This window comes from Variovorax sp. VaC1 (assembly GCF_043658315.1).
GTDB lineage: Bacteria > Pseudomonadota > Gammaproteobacteria > Burkholderiales > Burkholderiaceae_C > Variovorax.
This window is the reverse complement of sequence record NZ_JBIGLT010000003.1, coordinates 288780-306799: the sequence shown is the minus strand read 5'-3', so window position 1 is coordinate 306799 and position 18020 is coordinate 288780. Positions and strand designations below refer to the sequence as shown.

Here is an 18020-nt window from a genome sequence, read left to right as displayed (position 1 = left end):
TTTTTGACTGGAGTCCCTCATGAGCCACATCGCCATCATCGGTGCCACCGGACGCGCCGGCGGCCGCCTTCTCGAAGAAGCGCTGCGCCGCGGCCACACCGTCACCGCCATCGCCCGCAAGGCCAGCGAGAAGCTGTCGGGCCGCGCCAACGTGAAAGCCGTCGACCTCGACGTGCTCGACGCACCCGCGCTCGAAAAGGCACTGGCCGGCCACGACGCCGTGTTCAGCGCCGCACACTTCGCCACCGTGCCGCCCGCAGCCGTCATCGGCCCGGTCAAGCGCGCGGGCGTCAAGCGCCTGCTGGTGGTCGGTGGTGCCGGCAGCCTGTTCGCGGCGCCGGGCCTCAAGGTGATCGACACGCCGAACTTCCCCGATGCATACCGCGCCGAAGCCTCGGCCGGTGGCGTGTTTCTCGATGCGCTGCGCAACGAGAAGGAACTCGACTGGACCTTCCTGTCGCCCTCCGCCGAATTCGTCGAAGGCGAGCGCACCGGCAAGTTCCGCCTGGGCAAGGACGACCTGCTGGTGAGCGCCGAAGGCCGCAGCTGGATCACCTTCGAGGACTACGCGATCGCGTTCATCGACGAGCTGGAAAAGCCCGCGCACTCGCGCCAGCGCTACACCATCGGCTACTGATCGGCCGGCAACAAAAAAGGACCCTCGCGGGTCCTTTTCTTTTTCATGGGTGGTTCGACTCAACGGCCGGTCATGTTCTCCGGCACCACCCACTGGTCGAACTGCTCGGCCGTCAGGTGCCCCGAGGCAATCGCCGCGTCGCGCAGGCTCGTGCCTTCCTTGTGCGCCTTCTTCGCGATGTAGGCCGACTTGTCGTAGCCGATATGCGTGTTCAGCGCCGTCACCAGCATCAGCGAACGCTGGACCAGCTCGGTGATGCGCTCGCGGTTCGGCTCGATGCCCACGGCGCAGTGGTCGTTGAAGCTCACCATGCCGTCGGCCAAGAGGCGCACGCTCTGCAGGAAGTTGTGCGCGACCATCGGGCGGAACACGTTCAGCTCGAAGTTGCCCGAGGCGCCGCCGATGTTGATGGCGACGTCGTTGCCGAACACCTGCGCAGCCAGCATCGTGACGGCTTCGCTCTGGGTCGGGTTGACCTTGCCCGGCATGATCGACGAGCCAGGTTCGTTCTCGGGAATGCTCAGTTCACCGATGCCGCTGCGCGGGCCGCTCGCGAGCCAGCGCACGTCGTTGGCGATCTTGTTCATGCTGGCCGCCAGCGTCTTCAGCGCGCCGTGCGCATGCACCAGCGCATCGACGCTGGCCATGGCTTCGAACTTGTTCGGCGCGGTCACGAAGGGCAGGCCCGTGAGCTTCGCCAGTTCGGCCGCCACCTGCACCGCGTAGCCCTTGGGCGCATTGAGGCCCGTGCCGACGGCCGTGCCGCCCAGCGCCAGTTCGCACAAGTGCGGCAGCGCGGCGCGCACGTGGGCTTCGCCATGCGCCAGTTGCGCCACGTAGCCCGAGAACTCCTGGCCCAGCGTGAGCGGCGTGGCGTCCTGCAGGTGGGTGCGGCCGATCTTCACGATGTCGGCGAAGTCCTTCGACTTCTGCTCGAGCGTGCCGCGCAGCTTGGCGATGGCCGGCAGCAGCTTGTGCGTGATGGCCTCGACCGCGGCCACGTGCATGGCCGTGGGGAACACGTCGTTGCTCGACTGGCTGCGGTTGACGTCGTCGTTCGGGTGCACCAGGCGCCCTTCCCCGCGCTCGCCGCCCAGCAGCTCGCTGGCGCGGTTGGCCAGCACTTCGTTGACGTTCATGTTGCTCTGCGTGCCCGAGCCGGTCTGCCACACCACCAGCGGGAACTCGCCCGGGTGCTTGCCGGCAATGACTTCGTCGGCGGCCGCCACGATGGCGTGCGTCTTCTTCGCGTCCTGCAGGCCCAGCGCGTGGTTGACCACGGCCGACGCGCGCTTGACCTGTGCCAGCGCCTTGATGATCTCGCGCGGCTGCTGCTCGCCGGAGATGTCGAAGTTCTGCAGCGAGCGCTGCGTTTGCGCGCCCCACAGCTTGTCGGCCGGCACGTCGATCGGTCCGAAGGTGTCGCGCTCGGCACGGGTCTTGGGGGAAGTCGTCATGAAAAAAGCTCCGCAGTCTTGGGAAAAAATGCACCCGCTCGCCGGGCGCGGCACCGAGTATCGCCCCGATAAGAACAGCTCTCATCTGACGAGGACTTTGCCTTTGGTCCGACATCACCTTACGCCTGTCGGATTGACAGACTTCATGTCAAAAAGTTATGATCGAGAGCTTCCGAGGACCTATAAGTCATGTTGATGACGCTGTAGGTCCCGCCTGCACTACTCGCGGATCTCGAATCCCGTCGCGGTGCCAGGTTCATCCGCCGGGCCCAGCCCGGCAAACCGGCCGGATTTTTCCGGCCCCATTGCCACGTCACGCTCCTCCAGGCGGCGCCCCTCGACCAGGCCCGTCGCTCTGCGAATGAAGCATCCGGCGGGCACTGGTTTCGTCGCCATGTCGTCTTCAGTGCCTGTCGGCAGCCTTTGCGGCTCGCCGGGCCATTGCACGCGCATTCATCACGCGCTCTGTTCGGGCAGCCTCGCCGGCTGATGACGTGGCCGTTGCCGCCCTGCGGGGCGGCGCCGTGTCCACCCTCACACAAGGAGCCCGCTGCGTATGGCCAAAGGAATTCTCATCGACCACGTCTTCAAGGTCTTCGGCGACGAGCCGGAGCAAGCCCTGGCGCTGGTCCGGCAGGGCTTTTCCAAGAAAGAGATCCTGGCGCGCACGGGCCAGTCGATCGGCGTGTTCGACGCCACCTTCGAGATCCAGGCCGGAGAAATCTTCGTCATCATGGGCCTCTCGGGTTCGGGCAAGTCGACGCTGGTGCGCCTGCTGAACCGGTTGATCGAGCCGACCGCCGGGCGCATCGTGATCGATGGCGCGGACATCAACGAGCACTCCGACGCCAAGCTGCGCGCGCTGCGCCGCAAGGACATCAGCATGGTGTTCCAGTCTTTCGCGCTGATGCCGCACATGACGGTGCGCGAGAACACCGCCTTCGGCCTCGACCTCTCGGGCACCGGCAAGAAGGAGCGCCTTGCGCAGGCCGACAAGGCGCTGGCGCAAGTCGGGCTGGCGGGCTGGGGCGACAGCTACCCCGACGAGCTGTCGGGCGGCATGCAGCAGCGCGTGGGCCTGGCGCGGGCGCTGGCGTCCGACCCGTCGATCCTGCTGATGGACGAGGCCTTCTCGGCGCTCGACCCGATCATCCGCACCGAAATGCAATCGGAGCTGCTGCGGCTGCAGCAGGAACAGCGCCGCACCATCGTCTTCATCTCGCACGACCTGGACGAAGCCATGCGCATCGGCGACCGCATCGCCATCATGAAAGACGGACAGGTCATCCAGGTCGGCACGCCCGACGAGATCCTGCGCAGCCCCGCCGACGACTACGTGCGCAGCTTCGTGCGCGGCGTGGACGCGGCAGCGGTCTTCAAGGCGGCGGACATCGCCCGCAAATCGCTCACCGTGGTGTGCGAGCACCCCGAGCGCGGCGCGCGCGCGGCACTCAAGCTTCTGGAGGACCAGGACCGCGACTACGCCTACGTGACCAACCCGAACAAGCGCTACCTGGGCACCGTGTCGGCCGACACGCTGCGTTCCGCGCTCGACGGGCATTCGGGTCCGCTCGGCCTGCGCCATGCGTTCCTGAACGACCTCGGCGTGATCGAGGCCGACGCCCCCGTGGCCGGCCTGATCGGCCAGGTGGGCCAGGCGCCTTGCGCGATGCCGGTGGTGGCGAGCGACGGCCGCTTCTGCGGTGCGATCAGCAAGACGACGCTGTTGAAGTTCCTCGACCGCGACACCCCGCCGATCGACCCCGCGCACCAGCCCCAGCAACCCGTGCCTGCATCCGCGACCGCCGCTGCGGCCTGAACGACTTCGAAGGACTTTTTGATGAACGACACCGCACTGCCTTCCGAATTCACGCCGTTGAACGACGCCGCCACGGCCTTGCCGCCGCAGGCGCCCATGCCCATCGACCCGTGGGAGGCCATGTCCGCAGCGCCCGACAGGTCCGCGACCAGCGCCTGGCTCGATGCGCCCGTGGACGCAGCCCACCAGTTGGCCGGATCGGTCGATGCCACCACCAGCGGCTTTCACTTGCATCGCCTGTGGGACGGCTCGTTGCCCGTCGAGTCCTGGATCAACCAGGGCCTGGGCTGGGTCGTCGAGCACTTCCGCCCCTTCTTCCAGACCGTGCGCCTGCCCATCGACAGCACGTTGAACTGGGTGCAGAGCCTGCTGACGGGACTGCCCACGCTGGCCATGATCGCGCTGATCGGCCTGCTGGCCTGGCAGTTCGCCGGCCGCGCGCTTGCCATCGGCACCTCGGTCGCACTGCTGCTGGTGGCCATGCTGGGCATCTGGCCTGAAGCCATGGTCACGTTGTCGCTGGTGTTGACCTCGCTGGTGTTCTGTATGGTCATCGGCCTGCCGCTGGGTGTCTTGCTGGCCAGCAGCGACCGGGCCCAGCGCCTGATGCGCCCCGTGCTCGACGCGATGCAGACCACGCCCGCCTTCGTTTATCTCGTGCCGGTGGTGATGCTGTTCGGCATCGGCAACGTGCCGGGCGTGATCGTGACGATCATCTTCGCGCTGGCCCCGCTGGTGCGCCTGACCAACCTCGGCCTGCGCCAGGTGCGGCCCGACCTGATCGAGGCGGCGCGCGCGTATGGCGCCTCGCCCTGGCAGATGCTCGTGAAGGTGAAGCTGCCGCTGGCCATGCCGTCGATCATGGCCGGCATCAACCAGGCGCTGATGCTCTCGCTGTCGATGGTGGTGATCGCCTCGATGATCGCCGTCGGTGGCCTCGGCCAGATGGTGCTGCGTGGCATCGGCCGGCTCGACATGGGCCTCGCGACAGTGGGTGGCCTGGGCATCGTGCTGCTGGCGATCTCGCTCGACCGGTTGACGCAGGCCATGGGCAAGTCGCGCCGCAGCGCCGGGCGTCGCTGGTGGCACACCGGCCCGGCCGGCTTTGCGCTGCGCCTGCTGCAACGCCTGGTGGGGACGCCTTCGCGCCATGCGAACGAGCCCGCTCCCGCCCTGTCCACGCAAGCGCAATGAACGGCCACGAAGGAATCCGACGCATGAAGAAAACCAGCCTCATCGCACGCGGCCTTCTGGCCCTTGGCTTCGTCGCCTTCGCCATTGCCGCACAGGCCGGCAGCGAGCTGCCCGGCAAGGGCGTCACCGTGCTGCCGCTGAAGAGCTCGCTCGCCGAGGAGGCGTTCCAGACGCTGCTCGTGATGCGCGGGCTCGAAAAGCTCGGCTACACCGTCGAGCCCATGAAAGACCTCGAGCCCGCCACTGAGCACCTGGCCATCGCCAACGGCGACGCCACCTTCATGGCCAACCACTGGAGCCTGCTGCACGCCGACTTCTACAAGAACAGCGGCGGCGACGCCAAGCTGTCGCGCAAGGGCGTGTATTCCGAAGGCGCGGTGCAGGGCTACCTGATCGACCGCAAGACGGCCGAGCAATACAACATCACCAGCATCGCGCAGTTGAAAGATCCGGCGATTGCGAAGCTGTTCGATGCGGACGGCGACGGCAAGGCCGACCTGACGGGCTGCAACCCCGGCTGGGGCTGCGAGCTGGCCATCGAGAACCACCTGACGGCCTACCAGCTGCGCGATACCGTCACCCACAAGCAGGGCAGCTATGCCGCGCTGATGGCCGACACGATTGCCCGCTTCAAGCAGGACAAGCCGGTGCTGTACTACACGTGGACGCCGTACTGGGTCAGCGCCGTGCTGCGGCCGGGTGCGGACGTGGTGTGGCTGCAGGTGCCGTTCTCGTCGTCGCAGGGCGATGGCCGCAGTGTCGACACGCAGTTGCCGAACGGCAAGAACTACGGCTTTCAGGCGAACCAGGAGCAGATCGTCGCCAACAAGGCCTTCGTCGAGAAGAACCCGGCCGCCGGCAAGCTGTTCGAGGTGATGAAGCTGCCGATCAGCGACATCAACGCCCAGAACCTGCGCATGAGCCAGGGCGCCAACACGCAGCAGGACGTGGCACGCCACACGGACGGATGGATCAAGGCCCATCAGGCGCTGTTCGACGGCTGGATCGAAGAGGCACGCGCCGCTGCGAAGTAGTGGGGCAGGCACCGCTGGGTGCGAGGGTCGGGGTTCGCCCTGAAAAGCCCTGCGGCGCACCCTGCGGCAGCCTCCGTGGTCCCGACGGGATCGGGACAGACGCCGGGAGACGGCGACTGAGATAATCGGGGGGCGTTTCCCACTCCAATAAAAGCCCCCACCATGACGACCACGATCCAGCAGGCCGACCTGATCGAATCGATCAGCGCCGCGCTGCAGTACATCAGCTACTACCACCCCACCGACTACATCGCCCACCTGGCCAAGGCCTACGAGCGCGAGCAGAGCCCCGCCGCCAAGGACGCCATCGCGCAGATCCTGACCAACAGCAAGATGAGCGCCACGGGCCACCGCCCGATCTGCCAGGACACCGGCATCGTCAACGTGTTCCTCAAGGTGGGCATGGACGTGCGCTGGGGCGGCTTCACCGGCAGCCTGGACGACGCCATCAATGAAGGCGTGCGCCGCGGCTACAACCACCCCGACAACACGCTGCGCGCCTCGGTCGTGGGCGACCCGCAGTTCGATCGCAAGAACACCAAGGACAACACGCCCGCGGTGATCTTCACCGAGATCGTGCCCGGCAACACCGTCGAAGTGACGGTCGCGGCCAAGGGCGGCGGCAGCGAGAACAAGAGCAAGCTGGTCATGCTGAACCCCGGTGACAGCGTGGTCGACTGGGTGCTCAAGACCGTGCCGACCATGGGCGCCGGCTGGTGCCCGCCGGGCATGCTGGGCATCGGCATCGGCGGCACCGCCGAGAAGGCCGCGCTGATGGCCAAGGAAAGCTTGATGGACGACCTCGACATGCACGAACTGCAGGCCAAGAAGGCATCGGGCGCCGAGCTGAGCAAGGTCGAGGCGCTGCGCATCGAGCTGTACGAGAAGGTCAATGCCCTGGGCATCGGCGCGCAGGGCCTGGGCGGCCTGGCCACCGTGCTCGACATCAAGATCAAGATGTACCCCACGCACGCGGCCAGCAAGCCCGTGGCGATGATCCCCAACTGCGCCGCCACGCGCCATGCGCACTTCGTGATGGACGGCAGCGGCCCGGTCTACCTCGACCCGCCGTCGCTCGACCTGTGGCCCGACGTGAACTGGGCGCCGGACGAAAAGAAGAGCAAGCGCGTCGACCTGAACAAGCTCACGCCCGCTGAAGTCGCAAGCTGGAAGCCGGGCGACACGATCCTGCTGAACGGCAAGATGCTCACCGGCCGCGACGCCGCGCACAAGCGCATCCAGGACATGCTGGCCAAGGGCGAGAAGCTGCCGGTGGACTTCACCAACCGCGTCATCTACTACGTCGGCCCGGTCGACCCGGTCGGCAACGAAGCCGTGGGCCCCGCCGGCCCGACCACCGCCACGCGCATGGACGGCTTCACCGAAATGATGCTGGCCCAGACCGGCCTGATCGCGATGATCGGCAAGGCCGAGCGCGGCCCGGTCGCCATCGAGGCCATCAAGAAGCACAAGAGCGCCTACCTCATGGCCGTGGGCGGCGCCGCCTACCTCGTGAGCAAGGCCATCAAGACGGCCAAGGTCGTTGGCTTCGCGGACCTCGGCATGGAAGCCATCTACGAATTCGACGTGGTCGACATGCCCGTGACGGTGGCGGTCGATGCGGGCGGCACCAGCGCCCACATCACCGGCCCGGCCGAGTGGCAAAAGCGCATTGCCAGCGGCGAGTTCAAGACCATCATGATGGAAGAAGCCTGATGCAGCACACCGCCCACCCGTTCGCATTGCGCAGCAGCACGGAGGTCTTCTGATGCTCCCGGTTGGCGTCTTCGACAGCGGTGTGGGCGGGCTCAGCGTGCAGGCCGCGCTGCGCACCGAACTGCCGCACGAGCATTTCGTCTATTACGCCGACACGGCCTATGCGCCGTACGGCGAGCGCGGTGATGCGTACGTGATCGAGCGTTCGCGCAAGGTGATCGAGCACATGGTGCGCGAGTACCGCATCAAGGCGCTCGTGATCGCCTGCAACACGGCCACGACCGCCGCCATCCACCTGCTGCGGGCCGAGAACCCCGATCTGCCGATCGTGGGCCTGGAGCCCGCGCTCAAGCCCGCCGTGGCGAGCAGCCGCACCGGCCACATCTCGGTGCTGGCCACGCGGGGCACGCTGGCCAGCGCCAAGTACGCCGCATTGCGCGACTCGTTCGCCGGATCGGCCGATGTGCGCCCCGTGCCATGCGATGGTCTCGTGAAGGCCATCGAGGGCATGGATTTCCCGTCGATCGCGGCGCTCTGCGCACGCTACATGGAAGAAGCCGGGCCCTTCGGCGAAGCTGCCGATGAGGTCGACACGGTCGTGCTCGGCTGCACCCACTACCCGCTCGTCAAGGACGAGTTGCGCCGCCACGCACCGGCCACGCTGCGCTTCATCGACACCGGCTTGCCGGTTGCACAACAGACGCGTCGGCTGCTGGCTTCGGCAGGCCGCCTCGCGGACGAACATGGCGTGCCGCAGGGCAGCCTGTTGCTGCAGAGCAGCGGCGATGTCGCCGTGCTCGAAGCAGCCGCCGCACGATGGCTGCAAGGCCCTTCGCAGCGCGTCACGGCATCCGCGGCCACCCCGGCCTGAAACACCTCTTCATGCGCCTTCTGCGCCCCGCCCTGCTCCTGCTGTGCGTCTTCACGGCCAGCCTGAGCCATGCCGCCTGCGAAAGCGGCCTGGCCGAGCGCATGCACGCCAAGCTCCACCCGAACCGCCCGCTCGACGAGCGACTGGCCGCCTGCAAGGTCTGGCCGGCTTTTCCGGGGCGCAGCATCGTCGTGCTGCCGATGCCGCGCGAGACCACCGACACCGGCGGGAAAGTTTTCGACCTCGAGCTGCTGCTGATCCAGCGGCCGGACAACGGCAACACCGAGCGCGACACGGTGATCGGGCGACTCTTCCAGCCCGAAGCGCTCGACGAAGACGCCACCACGTCGATCCAGGATATTCGCGTCGATACCTCGCGCTATGTGCTGTCTGCCGACGCGCGCGCCTTCGGCCTGCGCATTCGCTACAAGAACGGCAGCACGTCGGCCGGCCCGCTGGCCAGCGAGACCGTGCGCCTGTACGTGCACCACGCCAACAAGCTGCGGCAGGTGCTGCAGGAGATCGAACTCGACCACGACAACGGGGGATGGGACGCGACCTGCACCGGTCACTTCGAGAAACTGCGGACCATGCTCTCGGTCGGCAAGGCCAGCAGCAACGGCTTCGCCGACCTGCTGCTGTCGCGCACGCTCGTGCAAAGCCGCGCGCAGGAGCAGGAGGATCAGACCTGCGTGGAAAGAGCGCTGCCCGCCAAGTTCAGCACCGTGACGCTGCGCTACGACGGCGAGCGCTTCCGCGTGCCGAAGTCATTGCTGCAACAGCAGCAACAACAACGGAACTGACCGTCTTCCGGCTCAGTGCAGGTGGCGGGGACGGCGTCCGCCGCCATGACCGCCACCGCTGCCTCCACCACCGCCGGTACCGCCCGTGCCGCGCGGGCGCTTGCCGATCTCGAGGGAGTTCACGAGCGCATCGAAACGGTCGCTGAAGAGGCGATCGATCTCGGACACGACACCACCCAGTTCGGCGCCATCGAAATGGCGCTCCATGAGGTTGACGACGTCTTCGACCAGCAGGTCGCGCTGCACCTGCATGATCGCAGCCGGATTAGGGCCGACGAACAGCATCAGGAAGTCGTCGCGCGATTCTTCGTCGGGGTCGCCTTCTTCTTCGTCGAAGTCGGTGTCGTAGAAGGTGACTTCGATCGCGGCGCCGCGGTCCGACAGTTCGTTCAGGCCCATGCACATTTCGTCGAGCGCCTGGCGGAAGTCTTCGTCGCCCGGCACCGTCCAGCACATCTGCAGCGTGTGGTCCTTCTGCTCGAAGCGGATGCCCGGCTCTTCCTCGTAGGTGCTGGTGGCGCCGTCGGCCAGCGACTTGGCACCGGCGTACTTCCACAGTGGCTTGAGCGCTTCCTGGATCTGGTCGAAGCTCACGTCCGGACGCAGCGGCACATCGCCGTGCACATGGATTTCAAATGGAGCGTTGTAGCGAGGCATCGAATGCTCCCTTGTAAGTTTGGTACCCGGAACGGGGGTCGAACCCGTATGCCCCGATTAAGGAAGCGGCGGATTTTAAGTCCGATGTGTCTACCAATTTCACCATCCGGGCGTCAGGTTGAACATCGACGATAACCCAAACAAAACAAGCCCCGGCAACGTCGGTTGGCGGGGCTTGTTTGTCGGATCGAATCGTGTCTAACGAGAAGGTGGAGGCGCGACCCGGAGTCGAACCGGGCTAGACGGATTTGCAATCCGTTGCATAACCGCTTTGCTATCGCGCCACGCAGAACAAAAAACGAACTTGCGAAAAAAAGGGAAGCTGCTGCTTCCCTTTTTCAAAACTGGAGCGGGAAAAGAGTCTCGAACTCTCGACCTCAACCTTGGCAAGGTTGCGCTCTACCAACTGAGCTATTCCCGCGTTTCGAGCCTCGAATTATATACCAGTTTTTCGAGACTTCGCAAGTTGCACCGTCAATGTTTGACCGAACCTTCGGCGGCCGGTGCTCCGGCGCGCTGCTTGGCCAATTCGGCCAAGGCCGCGGCCGATGCAGCGACCTCTTCGTCGGACAGCGGCTCGGGCGTCTTCTCGAGCGCGATCTCGAGAACCTTGTCGATCCACTTGACGGGCACGATCTCGAGGCCGTTCTTCACGTTCTCGGGAATGTCCTGCAGGTCCTTGGCGTTCTCTTCCGGGATCAGCACGGTCTTGATGCCACCGCGCAATGCGGCCAGCAGCTTTTCCTTCAGGCCGCCGATGGCCGTGACCTCGCCGCGCAGCGTGATTTCACCGGTCATCGCAACGTCGCTGCGCACGGGGATGCCCGTGAGCGCCGACACGAAGGCCGTCGTCATCGCCGCGCCCGCGCTCGGGCCGTCCTTGGGGGTGGCACCGTCGGGCACGTGGATGTGGATGTCGCGCTTCTCGAACACCTCGTCCTTGATGCCCAACCGGCGCGAGCGGCTGCGCACCACGGTGCGTGCAGCTTCGACCGACTCCTTCATCACATCGCCGAGCGAACCCGTGCGGCTGATCACGCCCTTGCCAGGCATCGTGACCGCTTCGATCGTCAGCAGATCGCCGCCGACTTCGGTCCACGCCAGGCCGACGACCTGACCGACCTGGTTCTGCTTCTCGGCGAGGCCGAAGCTGTACTTGCGCACGCCCAGGAACTCGTTGAGGTTTGCACCGTTGACCGTCACCTTCGGCGTCATCTGCTTGAGCAGCAGGCCCTTGACCACCTTGCGGCAGATCTTGGACAGCTCGCGCTCGAGCGAACGCACGCCGGCTTCACGCGTGTAGTAGCGCACGATGTCGCGCACGGCTTCTTCGGTGACGAGGAGTTCGTCTTCCTTGACGCCGTTGTTCTTCAACTGCTTCGGCAGCAGGTACTTGATCGCGATGTGCGTCTTCTCGTCCTCGGTGTAGCCCGAGAGGCGAATGACTTCCATGCGGTCCAGCAGCGCCGGCGGAATGTTCATCGAGTTCGAGGTGGCGACGAACATCACGTCGCTCAGGTCGAAGTCGACTTCCACGTAATGGTCGCCGAAGGTGTGGTTCTGCTCGGGGTCGAGCACCTCGAGCAGCGCGCTCGACGGGTCGCCACGGAAGTCCGTGCCCAGCTTGTCGATTTCGTCGAGCAGGAACAGCGGATTGCGCGTGCCGATCTTGCTCAGGCCCTGCAGCACCTTGCCCGGCAACGCGCCGATGTAGGTGCGGCGATGCCCGCGGATCTCGGCTTCGTCACGCATGCCGCCGAGCGCCATGCGAGTGTACTTGCGGCCGGTCGCCTTGGCGATCGACTGCCCCAGCGAGGTCTTGCCGACACCCGGTGGGCCCACGAGGCACAGGATAGGTGCCTTGACCTTGTCGACGCGTTGCTGCACCGCGAGATATTCAAGGATGCGGTCCTTGACCTTCTCGAGGCCGTAGTGGTCGGCATTGAGCACGGCCTCGGCATTGGCCAGGTCGTGCTTGATCTTGGTCTTCTTGCTCCACGGCAGGCCGATCAGCACGTCGATGTAGTTGCGCACCACGGTGGCCTCGGCCGACATGGGCGACATCAGCTTGAGCTTCTTGAGTTCGCCTTCGGCCTTCTTCAGGCCTTCCTTGGACATCTTGGCGAGCTTGATCTTCTTCTCGATCTCCTCGATGTCCGCGCCCTCTTCGCCTTCGCCGAGCTCCTTCTGGATGGCCTTGACCTGCTCGTTGAGGTAGAAGTCGCGCTGGTTCTTCTCCATCTGGCGCTTCACGCGGCCACGGATCTTCTTGTCGACGTTCAGGATGTCGACTTCGCGCTCGAGCTGGCCGAACAGGTTTTCAAGGCGCGCCTTGACATCGTCCAGGTCGAGCACGGCCTGCTTGTTGTCGAGCTTGAGCGGCAGGTGCGCGGCGATCGTGTCGGCCAGGCGGCCCGGATCGTCGATGCTCGAGATCGAGGTGAGGATCTCGGGCGGAATCTTCTTGTTGAGCTTGACGTACTGGTCGAACTGCTGCATCACGGCACGGCGCAGCGCCTCGACCTCGGTGCCCTTCTCGCCGCCTTCAGGCGCCTCGACGGGCGTCACGTTGGCCGTGAAGTGGGTTTCGCCGTCGTCGATGCGGTTGACGCGTGCGCGCTGCTGGCCTTCGACCAGCACCTTCACCGTGCCGTCGGGCAGCTTGAGCATCTGCAGGATGGTCGAGACGCAACCGACCTCGAACATGTCCTCGACCGAGGGCTCGTCCTTGGCGGCAGCCTTCTGGGCCACCAGCATGATGCGGCGCTCGGCCTCCATGGCCAGTTCGAGCGCCTTGATGCTCTTGGGGCGTCCCACGAAGAGCGGGATCACCATGTGGGGAAACACCACGACGTCGCGCAGCGGCAGCAGCGGCAGGTCGAGGGCTTCGGGAGGCAATGGGGTGTGGCCAGACATGCAGATCCTTCGCGTCTTTGGCTTTAGGCCTTTTTCGCCGCTTCGCGGTACACGAGCAGCGGCGGCTTGTTTTCGTCGATGGTCGATTCCTCGACCACCACCTTGTCGACATTGGTCGCGTTCGGCAATTCGAACATGGTGTCGATCAGCGACTGTTCAAGGATCGAGCGCAGGCCGCGTGCACCGGTCTTGCGGGCCAGCGCCTTGCGTGCGATCGCCTTGAGCGCCGCCGGACGGATCTCGAGGTCCACGCCTTCCATTTGCAGCAGCTTGGTGAACTGCTTGACCACCGCGTTCTTCGGCTCGGTCAGGATCTGCACCAGCGCGTCTTCGCTGAGTTCGGCCAGCGACGCCACCACGGGCATGCGGCCCACCAGTTCGGGGATCAGGCCGAACTTGATCAGGTCTTCGGGTTCGACTTCGCGGAACACCTCGGTGATGCTGCGCTGCGCCTTGCTCTTGACCGAAGCGCCGAAGCCGATGCCCGAGGCTTCGGTGCGGTTTTCAATGACCTTCTCGAGGCCGGCAAACGCGCCGCCGCAAATGAACAGGATGTTGGTCGTGTCGATCTGCAGAAAGTCTTGATTGGGGTGCTTGCGGCCGCCCTGCGGCGGCACGCTGGCCATCGTGCCTTCGATGAGCTTGAGCAGCGCCTGCTGCACGCCCTCGCCCGACACGTCCCGGGTGATCGAAGGGTTGTCGGACTTGCGCGAGATCTTGTCGATTTCGTCGATGTAGACGATGCCGCGCTGGGCGCGCTCGACTTCGTAGTTGCAGCTCTGCAGCAGCTTCTGGATGATGTTCTCGACGTCTTCGCCCACGTAGCCGGCTTCGGTCAGCGTGGTGGCGTCGGCCATCACGAAGGGCACGTCGAGCATGCGCGCGAGCGTCTGCGCCAGCAGCGTCTTGCCCGAGCCAGTCGGGCCGATCAGGAGAATGTTGCTCTTGCTGAGTTCGACCTCGTCGCCCTTGGTGTTCTTTTCCTTGTGGCGAAGGCGCTTGTAGTGGTTGTAGACCGCCACCGACAGCATGCGCTTGGCCGGCTCCTGGCCGATCACGTAGTTGTCGAGGTTGGTCTTGATCTCCAGCGGCGTGGGCAGGTCGCTGCGTGCTTCGCGCGCCTCTTCACCGGCCGGGAGTTCGTCGCGGATGATCTCGTTGCAAAGGTCGATGCACTCGTCGCAAATGAAGACCGAAGGGCCCGCGATCAGCTTCTTGACCTCATGCTGGCTCTTGCCGCAGAACGAGCAATAAAGCGTTTTTTCGCTGGAAGAGCCTTTTTTATCGGCCATGGACAGGTGCCTCGTTACAGGGTAGGGACAATGATAACTAAACAAAAACGGCGTTCCCCTTGTGGAAAACGCCGTTTTCTGCCAATTGGCGCCTTCAGCGCCAGGCGGCCGCAACCGCGTTGGCCGCGTCAGCCGCGCTTGGCGACGACCTGGTCCACCAGGCCGTAGTCCTTGGCCTCGTCGGCCGTCAGGAAGTAGTCGCGCTCGGTGTCGGCCTTGACCTTTTCCAGCGGCTGGCCGGTGCGCTCGGCCAGGATGCGGTTCATCTGGTCCTTGGTGCGCAGGATGTCACGTGCATGGATCTCGATGTCGGTGGCCTGGCCACGGGCGCCGCCCAGGACCTGGTGAATCATGATCTTCGAGTTGGGCAGCGAGAAGCGCTTGCCCTTCTCGCCGGCCGCCAGCAGGAAGGCGCCCATGCTGGCCGCAAAGCCTAGGCACATGGTCGACACGTCGGGCTTGATGAACTGCATGGTGTCGTAGATCGCCATGCCGGCACTCACGCTGCCGCCCGGGGAGTTGATGTAGAACGAGATGTCCTTGTCCGGGTTCTCGCTTTCGAGGAACAGCAACTGCGCCACCACGAGGTTGGCGGTCTGGTCATTGACCTCGCCCACCAGGAAAATGATGCGCTCCTTGAGAAGGCGCGAGTAGATGTCATAAGACCGCTCGCCACGGCCCGATTGCTCGATGACCATCGGAACCATGCCGAGGCCTTGAATTTCCTGTGCGCTCATGAATTTGCTCTCCGGAAGATGGAATCGTTCGCTGTTTCTGAACTGTACGCCTGAGTGAAATGGGGCTCGTGCCGCAAAGCACAAGCCCCATTGGCGATGCGGGCGGCGACGGAGATCAGCCCTGCTGTTGCGCCATCAGTTCGTCGAACGACACCGACTTTTCGTTGACCTTGGCCTTGCCCAGCACGAAGTCGGTCACGTTGTTCTCGATGACCACGGCTTCGACTTCGGCCAGACGGTTGTTGTCGCTGAAGTACCAGCGGACCACGTCGGCCGGCTTTTCGTAGCTGGCGGCCAGCTCGTCGATGTGGGCCTTGATCTGCTCGGGCTTGGCCTGCAGGTTGTTCGAACGCACCAGTTCAGCGACGACGAGGCCCAGGCGCACGCGGCGCTCGGCTTGCGGGCGGAACACTTCCTCGGGAATCGGTGCCTTGTCGGCGTCCTTGATGCCGCGCTGCTTGAGCTCGGCGCGGGCGCCTTCGATCATGCGGGCGACTTCCGACTGCACGCTGGCGTTCGGCAGGTCGAGTTCGGCGTTGGCAACCAGCGCGTCCATCACGGCGTTCTTGTTGCGGGCCAGCAGGCGGAACTTCACTTCGCGCTCGAGGTTGCGCTTGATGTCGGCGCGCAGGCCTTCGACGGTGGCTTCGGCAATGCCGAGCGACTTGGCGAGTTGTTCGTTGACTTCGGGCAGGTGCGAGGCTTCGATCTTCTTCACGGTGACCATGAAGTCGGCTTGCTTGCCGGCCACGTCCTTGCCGTGGTAGTCGGCCGGGAACGACAGCGGGAAGGTGCGGCTGTCGCCGGACTTCATGCCGCGCACGGCGTCTTCGAATTCCTTGAGCATCTGGCCTTCGCCGACGACGAACTGGAAGTCTTCGGCCTTGCCGCCCTGGAAGGGCTCGCCGTCGATCTTGCCTTCGAAGTCGACCGTGACACGGTCGTCGTCTTGTGCCACGGCGTCTTGTGCGCGCTGGGCGAAGGTACGGCGCTGCTTGCGCAGGATGTCGAGCGTCTTGTCGATGGCTTCGTCACCCACTTCGGCCGAGAGCTTCTCGACTTCGGCGCCCGACAGGTCATTGATCTTGACTTCGGGGAACACTTCGAAGACCGCGTCGAAGGCGAGCTGGCCTTCGGGCGACTCTTCCTTCTCGGTGATGCGGGGCTGGCCGGCCACGCGCAGCTTGGCTTCGTTGGCGGCTTGCGAGAAAGCTTCGCCGACCTTGTCGTTCATGACTTCGTAGTGCACCGAGTAGCCATAGCGCTGGGCCACGACGTTCATGGGCACCTTGCCCGGACGGAAGCCGTCCATCTTGACGGTGCGCGCGAGCTTCTTGAGGCGCGAATCGACTTCGGACTGGATGGTGCCGACCGGCAGGGTCAGCGTGATCTTGCGTTCGAGCTTCTCGAGAGTTTCAACGTTCACGGTCATGGTGTCTTCCTTGTAAGGGGGCTGGTGCGCGGGGCCTGCATCTTTTTATCAATACAGATCAAGGACTTACACGCGCTAGCGGGATTTATGCGGAGGCACACACGTGCCGCGCGCAAAACTGGGCAACCCGCGATTCTAATCGGCCGGGAACGCCCTCTTTTGCCGGCGCAAGGCACGACGCGCGGAGTTTGCGGATCGGACCGGATTTGCGGCCCGGTTTCGCCCTTACAGTGGCGGGCGATTCGCCATCGCCCCGAGGAAATTTCATGCTCCAGCGCCTGTTCGCCGCCATCGCCTTCGTGCTGGCCATTTCGTTCGCCGCGCCCACGCCCGCGCTGGCCAAGACGGCACCGAAGGAGCCGGGCATCCAGCAGATCTACGAGGCGGCAAAGAACGGGCGAATGGCAGAAGCCAACGCGATGATCGCCAAGGTGCTGAAGAACCATCCGAACAGTGCGAAGGCCCATTTCGTTCACGCGGAACTGCTCGCGATGGACGGCAAGCTCGACGATGCGCGCGAGGCGCTGTCCCTGGCCAAGGAGATCGCGCCGGGCCTCCCGTTCGCGAAGGCGGAGTCGCTCGCCAAGCTCGAGCGGAAACTCGAAAAGCCGGTGGAAATCAAGCCCGATCCGGTGCCTGCGCCGAGCCCGCTTACCGCGCCGACGCCCGCAACCTCGCCCGCGCCGACGGACTACTTTCCACCCACTGGATCGATCCCCTGGGGACCACTCGGCGTCGTGGCGCTGGTCGTCGTCGCCTACGCCTTCTTCCGGCGGCGCTCGCGCGCCGTCACCTTCCCTGTGCCAGCCGGCGCGGCGGGAGCGCCTCGGTTCTCGGGGCCCATGAGCGACTCGTCCATGGGCTATGCCACAGCGAACAGCGACGGGGGCTTTCCGCCCTCGCCGCCGCCCAGCCAGGGGCCGAGCGTCGGCGGCGCGCTCGCGGCCGGTGCCGCGGCGAGCGTGGGTGCGGTGGTCGCGGGCGAGCTGCTGCGCCACCTGCTGAACGACCGCTCGGACGACCACCGGGGCAACACGGTCAACATCTTCAACAACCACGGCAGCCACAACCACAACGCCGACATCGGCCGCAGCCTTTGGCCCTCATCCGATCCGGAGCCGGACCGCGCGCCCGACCGCAGCTTCGTCGACGACAACTTCGGCATCAAGGACACGAGTTCGTGGGACGACTCCAGCAGCAGTAGCAGCAGTTCCGACAGCAGCAGTGACAGCGGAAGCAGCGACAGCAGCAGTAGCGACTGGTAGACAGACAGGCAAAGAAAAAGCCCCGTTCCTTGCGAAACGGGGCTTCGTCACTGCTCGATAGAACGGGCTACTTAGCAGGGCTGGTGCGCGGGGCCGGACTCGAACCGGCACGTTCTTGCGAACGTCAGGACCTAAACCTGGTGCGTCTACCAATTTCGCCACCCGCGCGATGCCAATCTTTTTCAGGTGA

At 65.1% G+C, this 18020-nt stretch carries 15 protein-coding genes and 4 tRNA genes; 8 read left to right on the top strand and 11 right to left on the bottom strand.

Annotated features, from left to right (window positions below):
* Positions 1-19 precede the first annotated feature (19 nt).
* Positions 20-637 (top strand): NAD(P)-dependent oxidoreductase, encoded by a 618-nt coding sequence (locus tag ACGLHS_RS13545; protein WP_093241392.1) that lies wholly within the window; start codon positions 20-22, stop codon positions 635-637.
* A 59-nt stretch (positions 638-696) separates the two neighbouring features.
* Here ACGLHS_RS13545 and fumC read toward each other — a convergent pair whose 3' ends face one another.
* On the bottom strand, positions 697-2094 hold the full coding sequence (gene fumC, locus ACGLHS_RS13540; protein WP_394480372.1) for a class II fumarate hydratase: 1398 nt from the start codon (positions 2092-2094) through the stop codon (positions 697-699).
* A gap of 219 nt (positions 2095-2313) precedes the next feature.
* Positions 2314-2547, bottom strand: a complete 234-nt coding sequence (locus ACGLHS_RS13535) for a hypothetical protein (protein ID WP_093241397.1) — start codon at positions 2545-2547, stop codon at positions 2314-2316.
* 103 nt (positions 2548-2650) lie between these two features.
* On the opposite strand from ACGLHS_RS13535, the gene proV reads away from it, so the two are divergent.
* From proV to ACGLHS_RS13505, 6 genes are all read left to right on the top strand, one after another.
* Positions 2651-3913 (top strand): glycine betaine/L-proline ABC transporter ATP-binding protein ProV, encoded by a 1263-nt coding sequence (gene proV / locus ACGLHS_RS13530; RefSeq protein WP_394480370.1) that lies wholly within the window; start codon positions 2651-2653, stop codon positions 3911-3913.
* A 21-nt stretch (positions 3914-3934) separates the two neighbouring features.
* A complete protein-coding gene (gene proW, locus ACGLHS_RS13525) occupies positions 3935-5107 on the top strand; it encodes a glycine betaine/L-proline ABC transporter permease ProW (protein ID WP_394480368.1) in 1173 nt (390 codons plus the stop codon).
* 23 nt (positions 5108-5130) lie between these two features.
* Entirely contained in the window at positions 5131-6141 is a 1011-nt protein-coding gene (gene proX, locus ACGLHS_RS13520; protein WP_394480366.1) for a glycine betaine/L-proline ABC transporter substrate-binding protein ProX, read from the top strand.
* Between the two features lie 162 nt (positions 6142-6303).
* Positions 6304-7857 carry a fumarate hydratase gene (locus ACGLHS_RS13515; protein WP_093241407.1) on the top strand — a complete coding sequence of 518 codons (1554 nt, stop codon included), beginning with the start codon at positions 6304-6306 and terminating at the stop codon, positions 7855-7857.
* Between the two features lie 52 nt (positions 7858-7909).
* Positions 7910-8728, top strand: a complete 819-nt coding sequence (murI, locus tag ACGLHS_RS13510; protein ID WP_394480363.1) for a glutamate racemase — start codon at positions 7910-7912, stop codon at positions 8726-8728.
* An 11-nt stretch (positions 8729-8739) separates the two neighbouring features.
* Complete coding sequence (locus ACGLHS_RS13505; RefSeq protein WP_394480361.1) at positions 8740-9531, top strand: hypothetical protein; 792 nt, start codon at positions 8740-8742, stop codon at positions 9529-9531.
* A 12-nt stretch (positions 9532-9543) separates the two neighbouring features.
* Here the strand turns inward: ACGLHS_RS13505 and ACGLHS_RS13500 are convergent, their stop codons facing one another.
* From ACGLHS_RS13500 to tig, 8 genes are all read right to left on the bottom strand, one after another.
* Entirely contained in the window at positions 9544-10188 is a 645-nt protein-coding gene (locus ACGLHS_RS13500; RefSeq protein WP_093241413.1) for a DUF6806 family protein, read from the bottom strand.
* A 20-nt stretch (positions 10189-10208) separates the two neighbouring features.
* Positions 10209-10300 (bottom strand) — tRNA-Leu (locus tag ACGLHS_RS13495).
* A gap of 98 nt (positions 10301-10398) precedes the next feature.
* Positions 10399-10472: transfer RNA gene (locus ACGLHS_RS13490), tRNA-Cys, on the bottom strand.
* 61 nt (positions 10473-10533) lie between these two features.
* Positions 10534-10609 (bottom strand) — tRNA-Gly (locus ACGLHS_RS13485).
* Positions 10610-10662: 53 nt separating this feature from the next.
* Positions 10663-13104, bottom strand: a complete 2442-nt coding sequence (lon, locus tag ACGLHS_RS13480) for an endopeptidase La (protein WP_394480359.1) — start codon at positions 13102-13104, stop codon at positions 10663-10665.
* 23 nt (positions 13105-13127) lie between these two features.
* The gene (clpX, locus tag ACGLHS_RS13475) at positions 13128-14396 is read right to left on the bottom strand and encodes an ATP-dependent Clp protease ATP-binding subunit ClpX (protein WP_093241419.1); all 1269 of its coding nucleotides are present in this window, start codon (positions 14394-14396) and stop codon (positions 13128-13130) included.
* Positions 14397-14524: 128 nt separating this feature from the next.
* Complete coding sequence (clpP, locus tag ACGLHS_RS13470) at positions 14525-15133, bottom strand: ATP-dependent Clp endopeptidase proteolytic subunit ClpP (protein ID WP_081270880.1); 609 nt, start codon at positions 15131-15133, stop codon at positions 14525-14527.
* Between the two features lie 115 nt (positions 15134-15248).
* Positions 15249-16565, bottom strand: coding sequence for a trigger factor (gene tig / locus ACGLHS_RS13465; protein ID WP_093241422.1), 1317 nt, complete (start codon positions 16563-16565; stop codon positions 15249-15251).
* A gap of 266 nt (positions 16566-16831) precedes the next feature.
* Between tig and ACGLHS_RS13460 the strand changes: the two genes are divergently transcribed.
* Positions 16832-17830, top strand: coding sequence for a tetratricopeptide repeat protein (locus ACGLHS_RS13460; protein ID WP_394480355.1), 999 nt, complete (start codon positions 16832-16834; stop codon positions 17828-17830).
* 81 nt (positions 17831-17911) lie between these two features.
* On the opposite strand, the gene ACGLHS_RS13455 is transcribed toward ACGLHS_RS13460, so the two are convergent.
* A tRNA-Leu gene (locus ACGLHS_RS13455) sits at positions 17912-17998 on the bottom strand.
* Positions 17999-18020 lie beyond the last annotated feature (22 nt).

What these genes read in the sequence shown, in the direction of transcription:
- proV (WP_394480370.1), top strand. Translation starts at nt 2,651, where the DNA reads ATGGCCAAAGGAATTCTCATCGACCACGTCTTCAAGGTCTTCGGCGAC.
- proW (WP_394480368.1), top strand. Translation starts at nt 3,935, where the DNA reads ATGAACGACACCGCACTGCCTTCCGAATTCACGCCGTTGAACGACGCC.
- ACGLHS_RS13500 (WP_093241413.1), bottom strand. Translation starts at nt 10,188, where the DNA reads ATGCCTCGCTACAACGCTCCATTTGAAATCCATGTGCACGGCGATGTG.
- ACGLHS_RS13515 (WP_093241407.1), top strand. Translation starts at nt 6,304, where the DNA reads ATGACGACCACGATCCAGCAGGCCGACCTGATCGAATCGATCAGCGCC.
- tig (WP_093241422.1), bottom strand. Translation starts at nt 16,565, where the DNA reads ATGACCGTGAACGTTGAAACTCTCGAGAAGCTCGAACGCAAGATCACG.
- ACGLHS_RS13505 (WP_394480361.1), top strand. Translation starts at nt 8,740, where the DNA reads ATGCGCCTTCTGCGCCCCGCCCTGCTCCTGCTGTGCGTCTTCACGGCC.
- ACGLHS_RS13545 (WP_093241392.1), top strand. Translation starts at nt 20, where the DNA reads ATGAGCCACATCGCCATCATCGGTGCCACCGGACGCGCCGGCGGCCGC.
- clpP (WP_081270880.1), bottom strand. Translation starts at nt 15,133, where the DNA reads ATGAGCGCACAGGAAATTCAAGGCCTCGGCATGGTTCCGATGGTCATC.
- ACGLHS_RS13535 (WP_093241397.1), bottom strand. Translation starts at nt 2,547, where the DNA reads ATGCGCGTGCAATGGCCCGGCGAGCCGCAAAGGCTGCCGACAGGCACT.
- proX (WP_394480366.1), top strand. Translation starts at nt 5,131, where the DNA reads ATGAAGAAAACCAGCCTCATCGCACGCGGCCTTCTGGCCCTTGGCTTC.
- lon (WP_394480359.1), bottom strand. Translation starts at nt 13,104, where the DNA reads ATGTCTGGCCACACCCCATTGCCTCCCGAAGCCCTCGACCTGCCGCTG.
- murI (WP_394480363.1), top strand. Translation starts at nt 7,910, where the DNA reads ATGCTCCCGGTTGGCGTCTTCGACAGCGGTGTGGGCGGGCTCAGCGTG.
- fumC (WP_394480372.1), bottom strand. Translation starts at nt 2,094, where the DNA reads ATGACGACTTCCCCCAAGACCCGTGCCGAGCGCGACACCTTCGGACCG.
- clpX (WP_093241419.1), bottom strand. Translation starts at nt 14,396, where the DNA reads ATGGCCGATAAAAAAGGCTCTTCCAGCGAAAAAACGCTTTATTGCTCG.
- ACGLHS_RS13460 (WP_394480355.1), top strand. Translation starts at nt 16,832, where the DNA reads ATGCTCCAGCGCCTGTTCGCCGCCATCGCCTTCGTGCTGGCCATTTCG.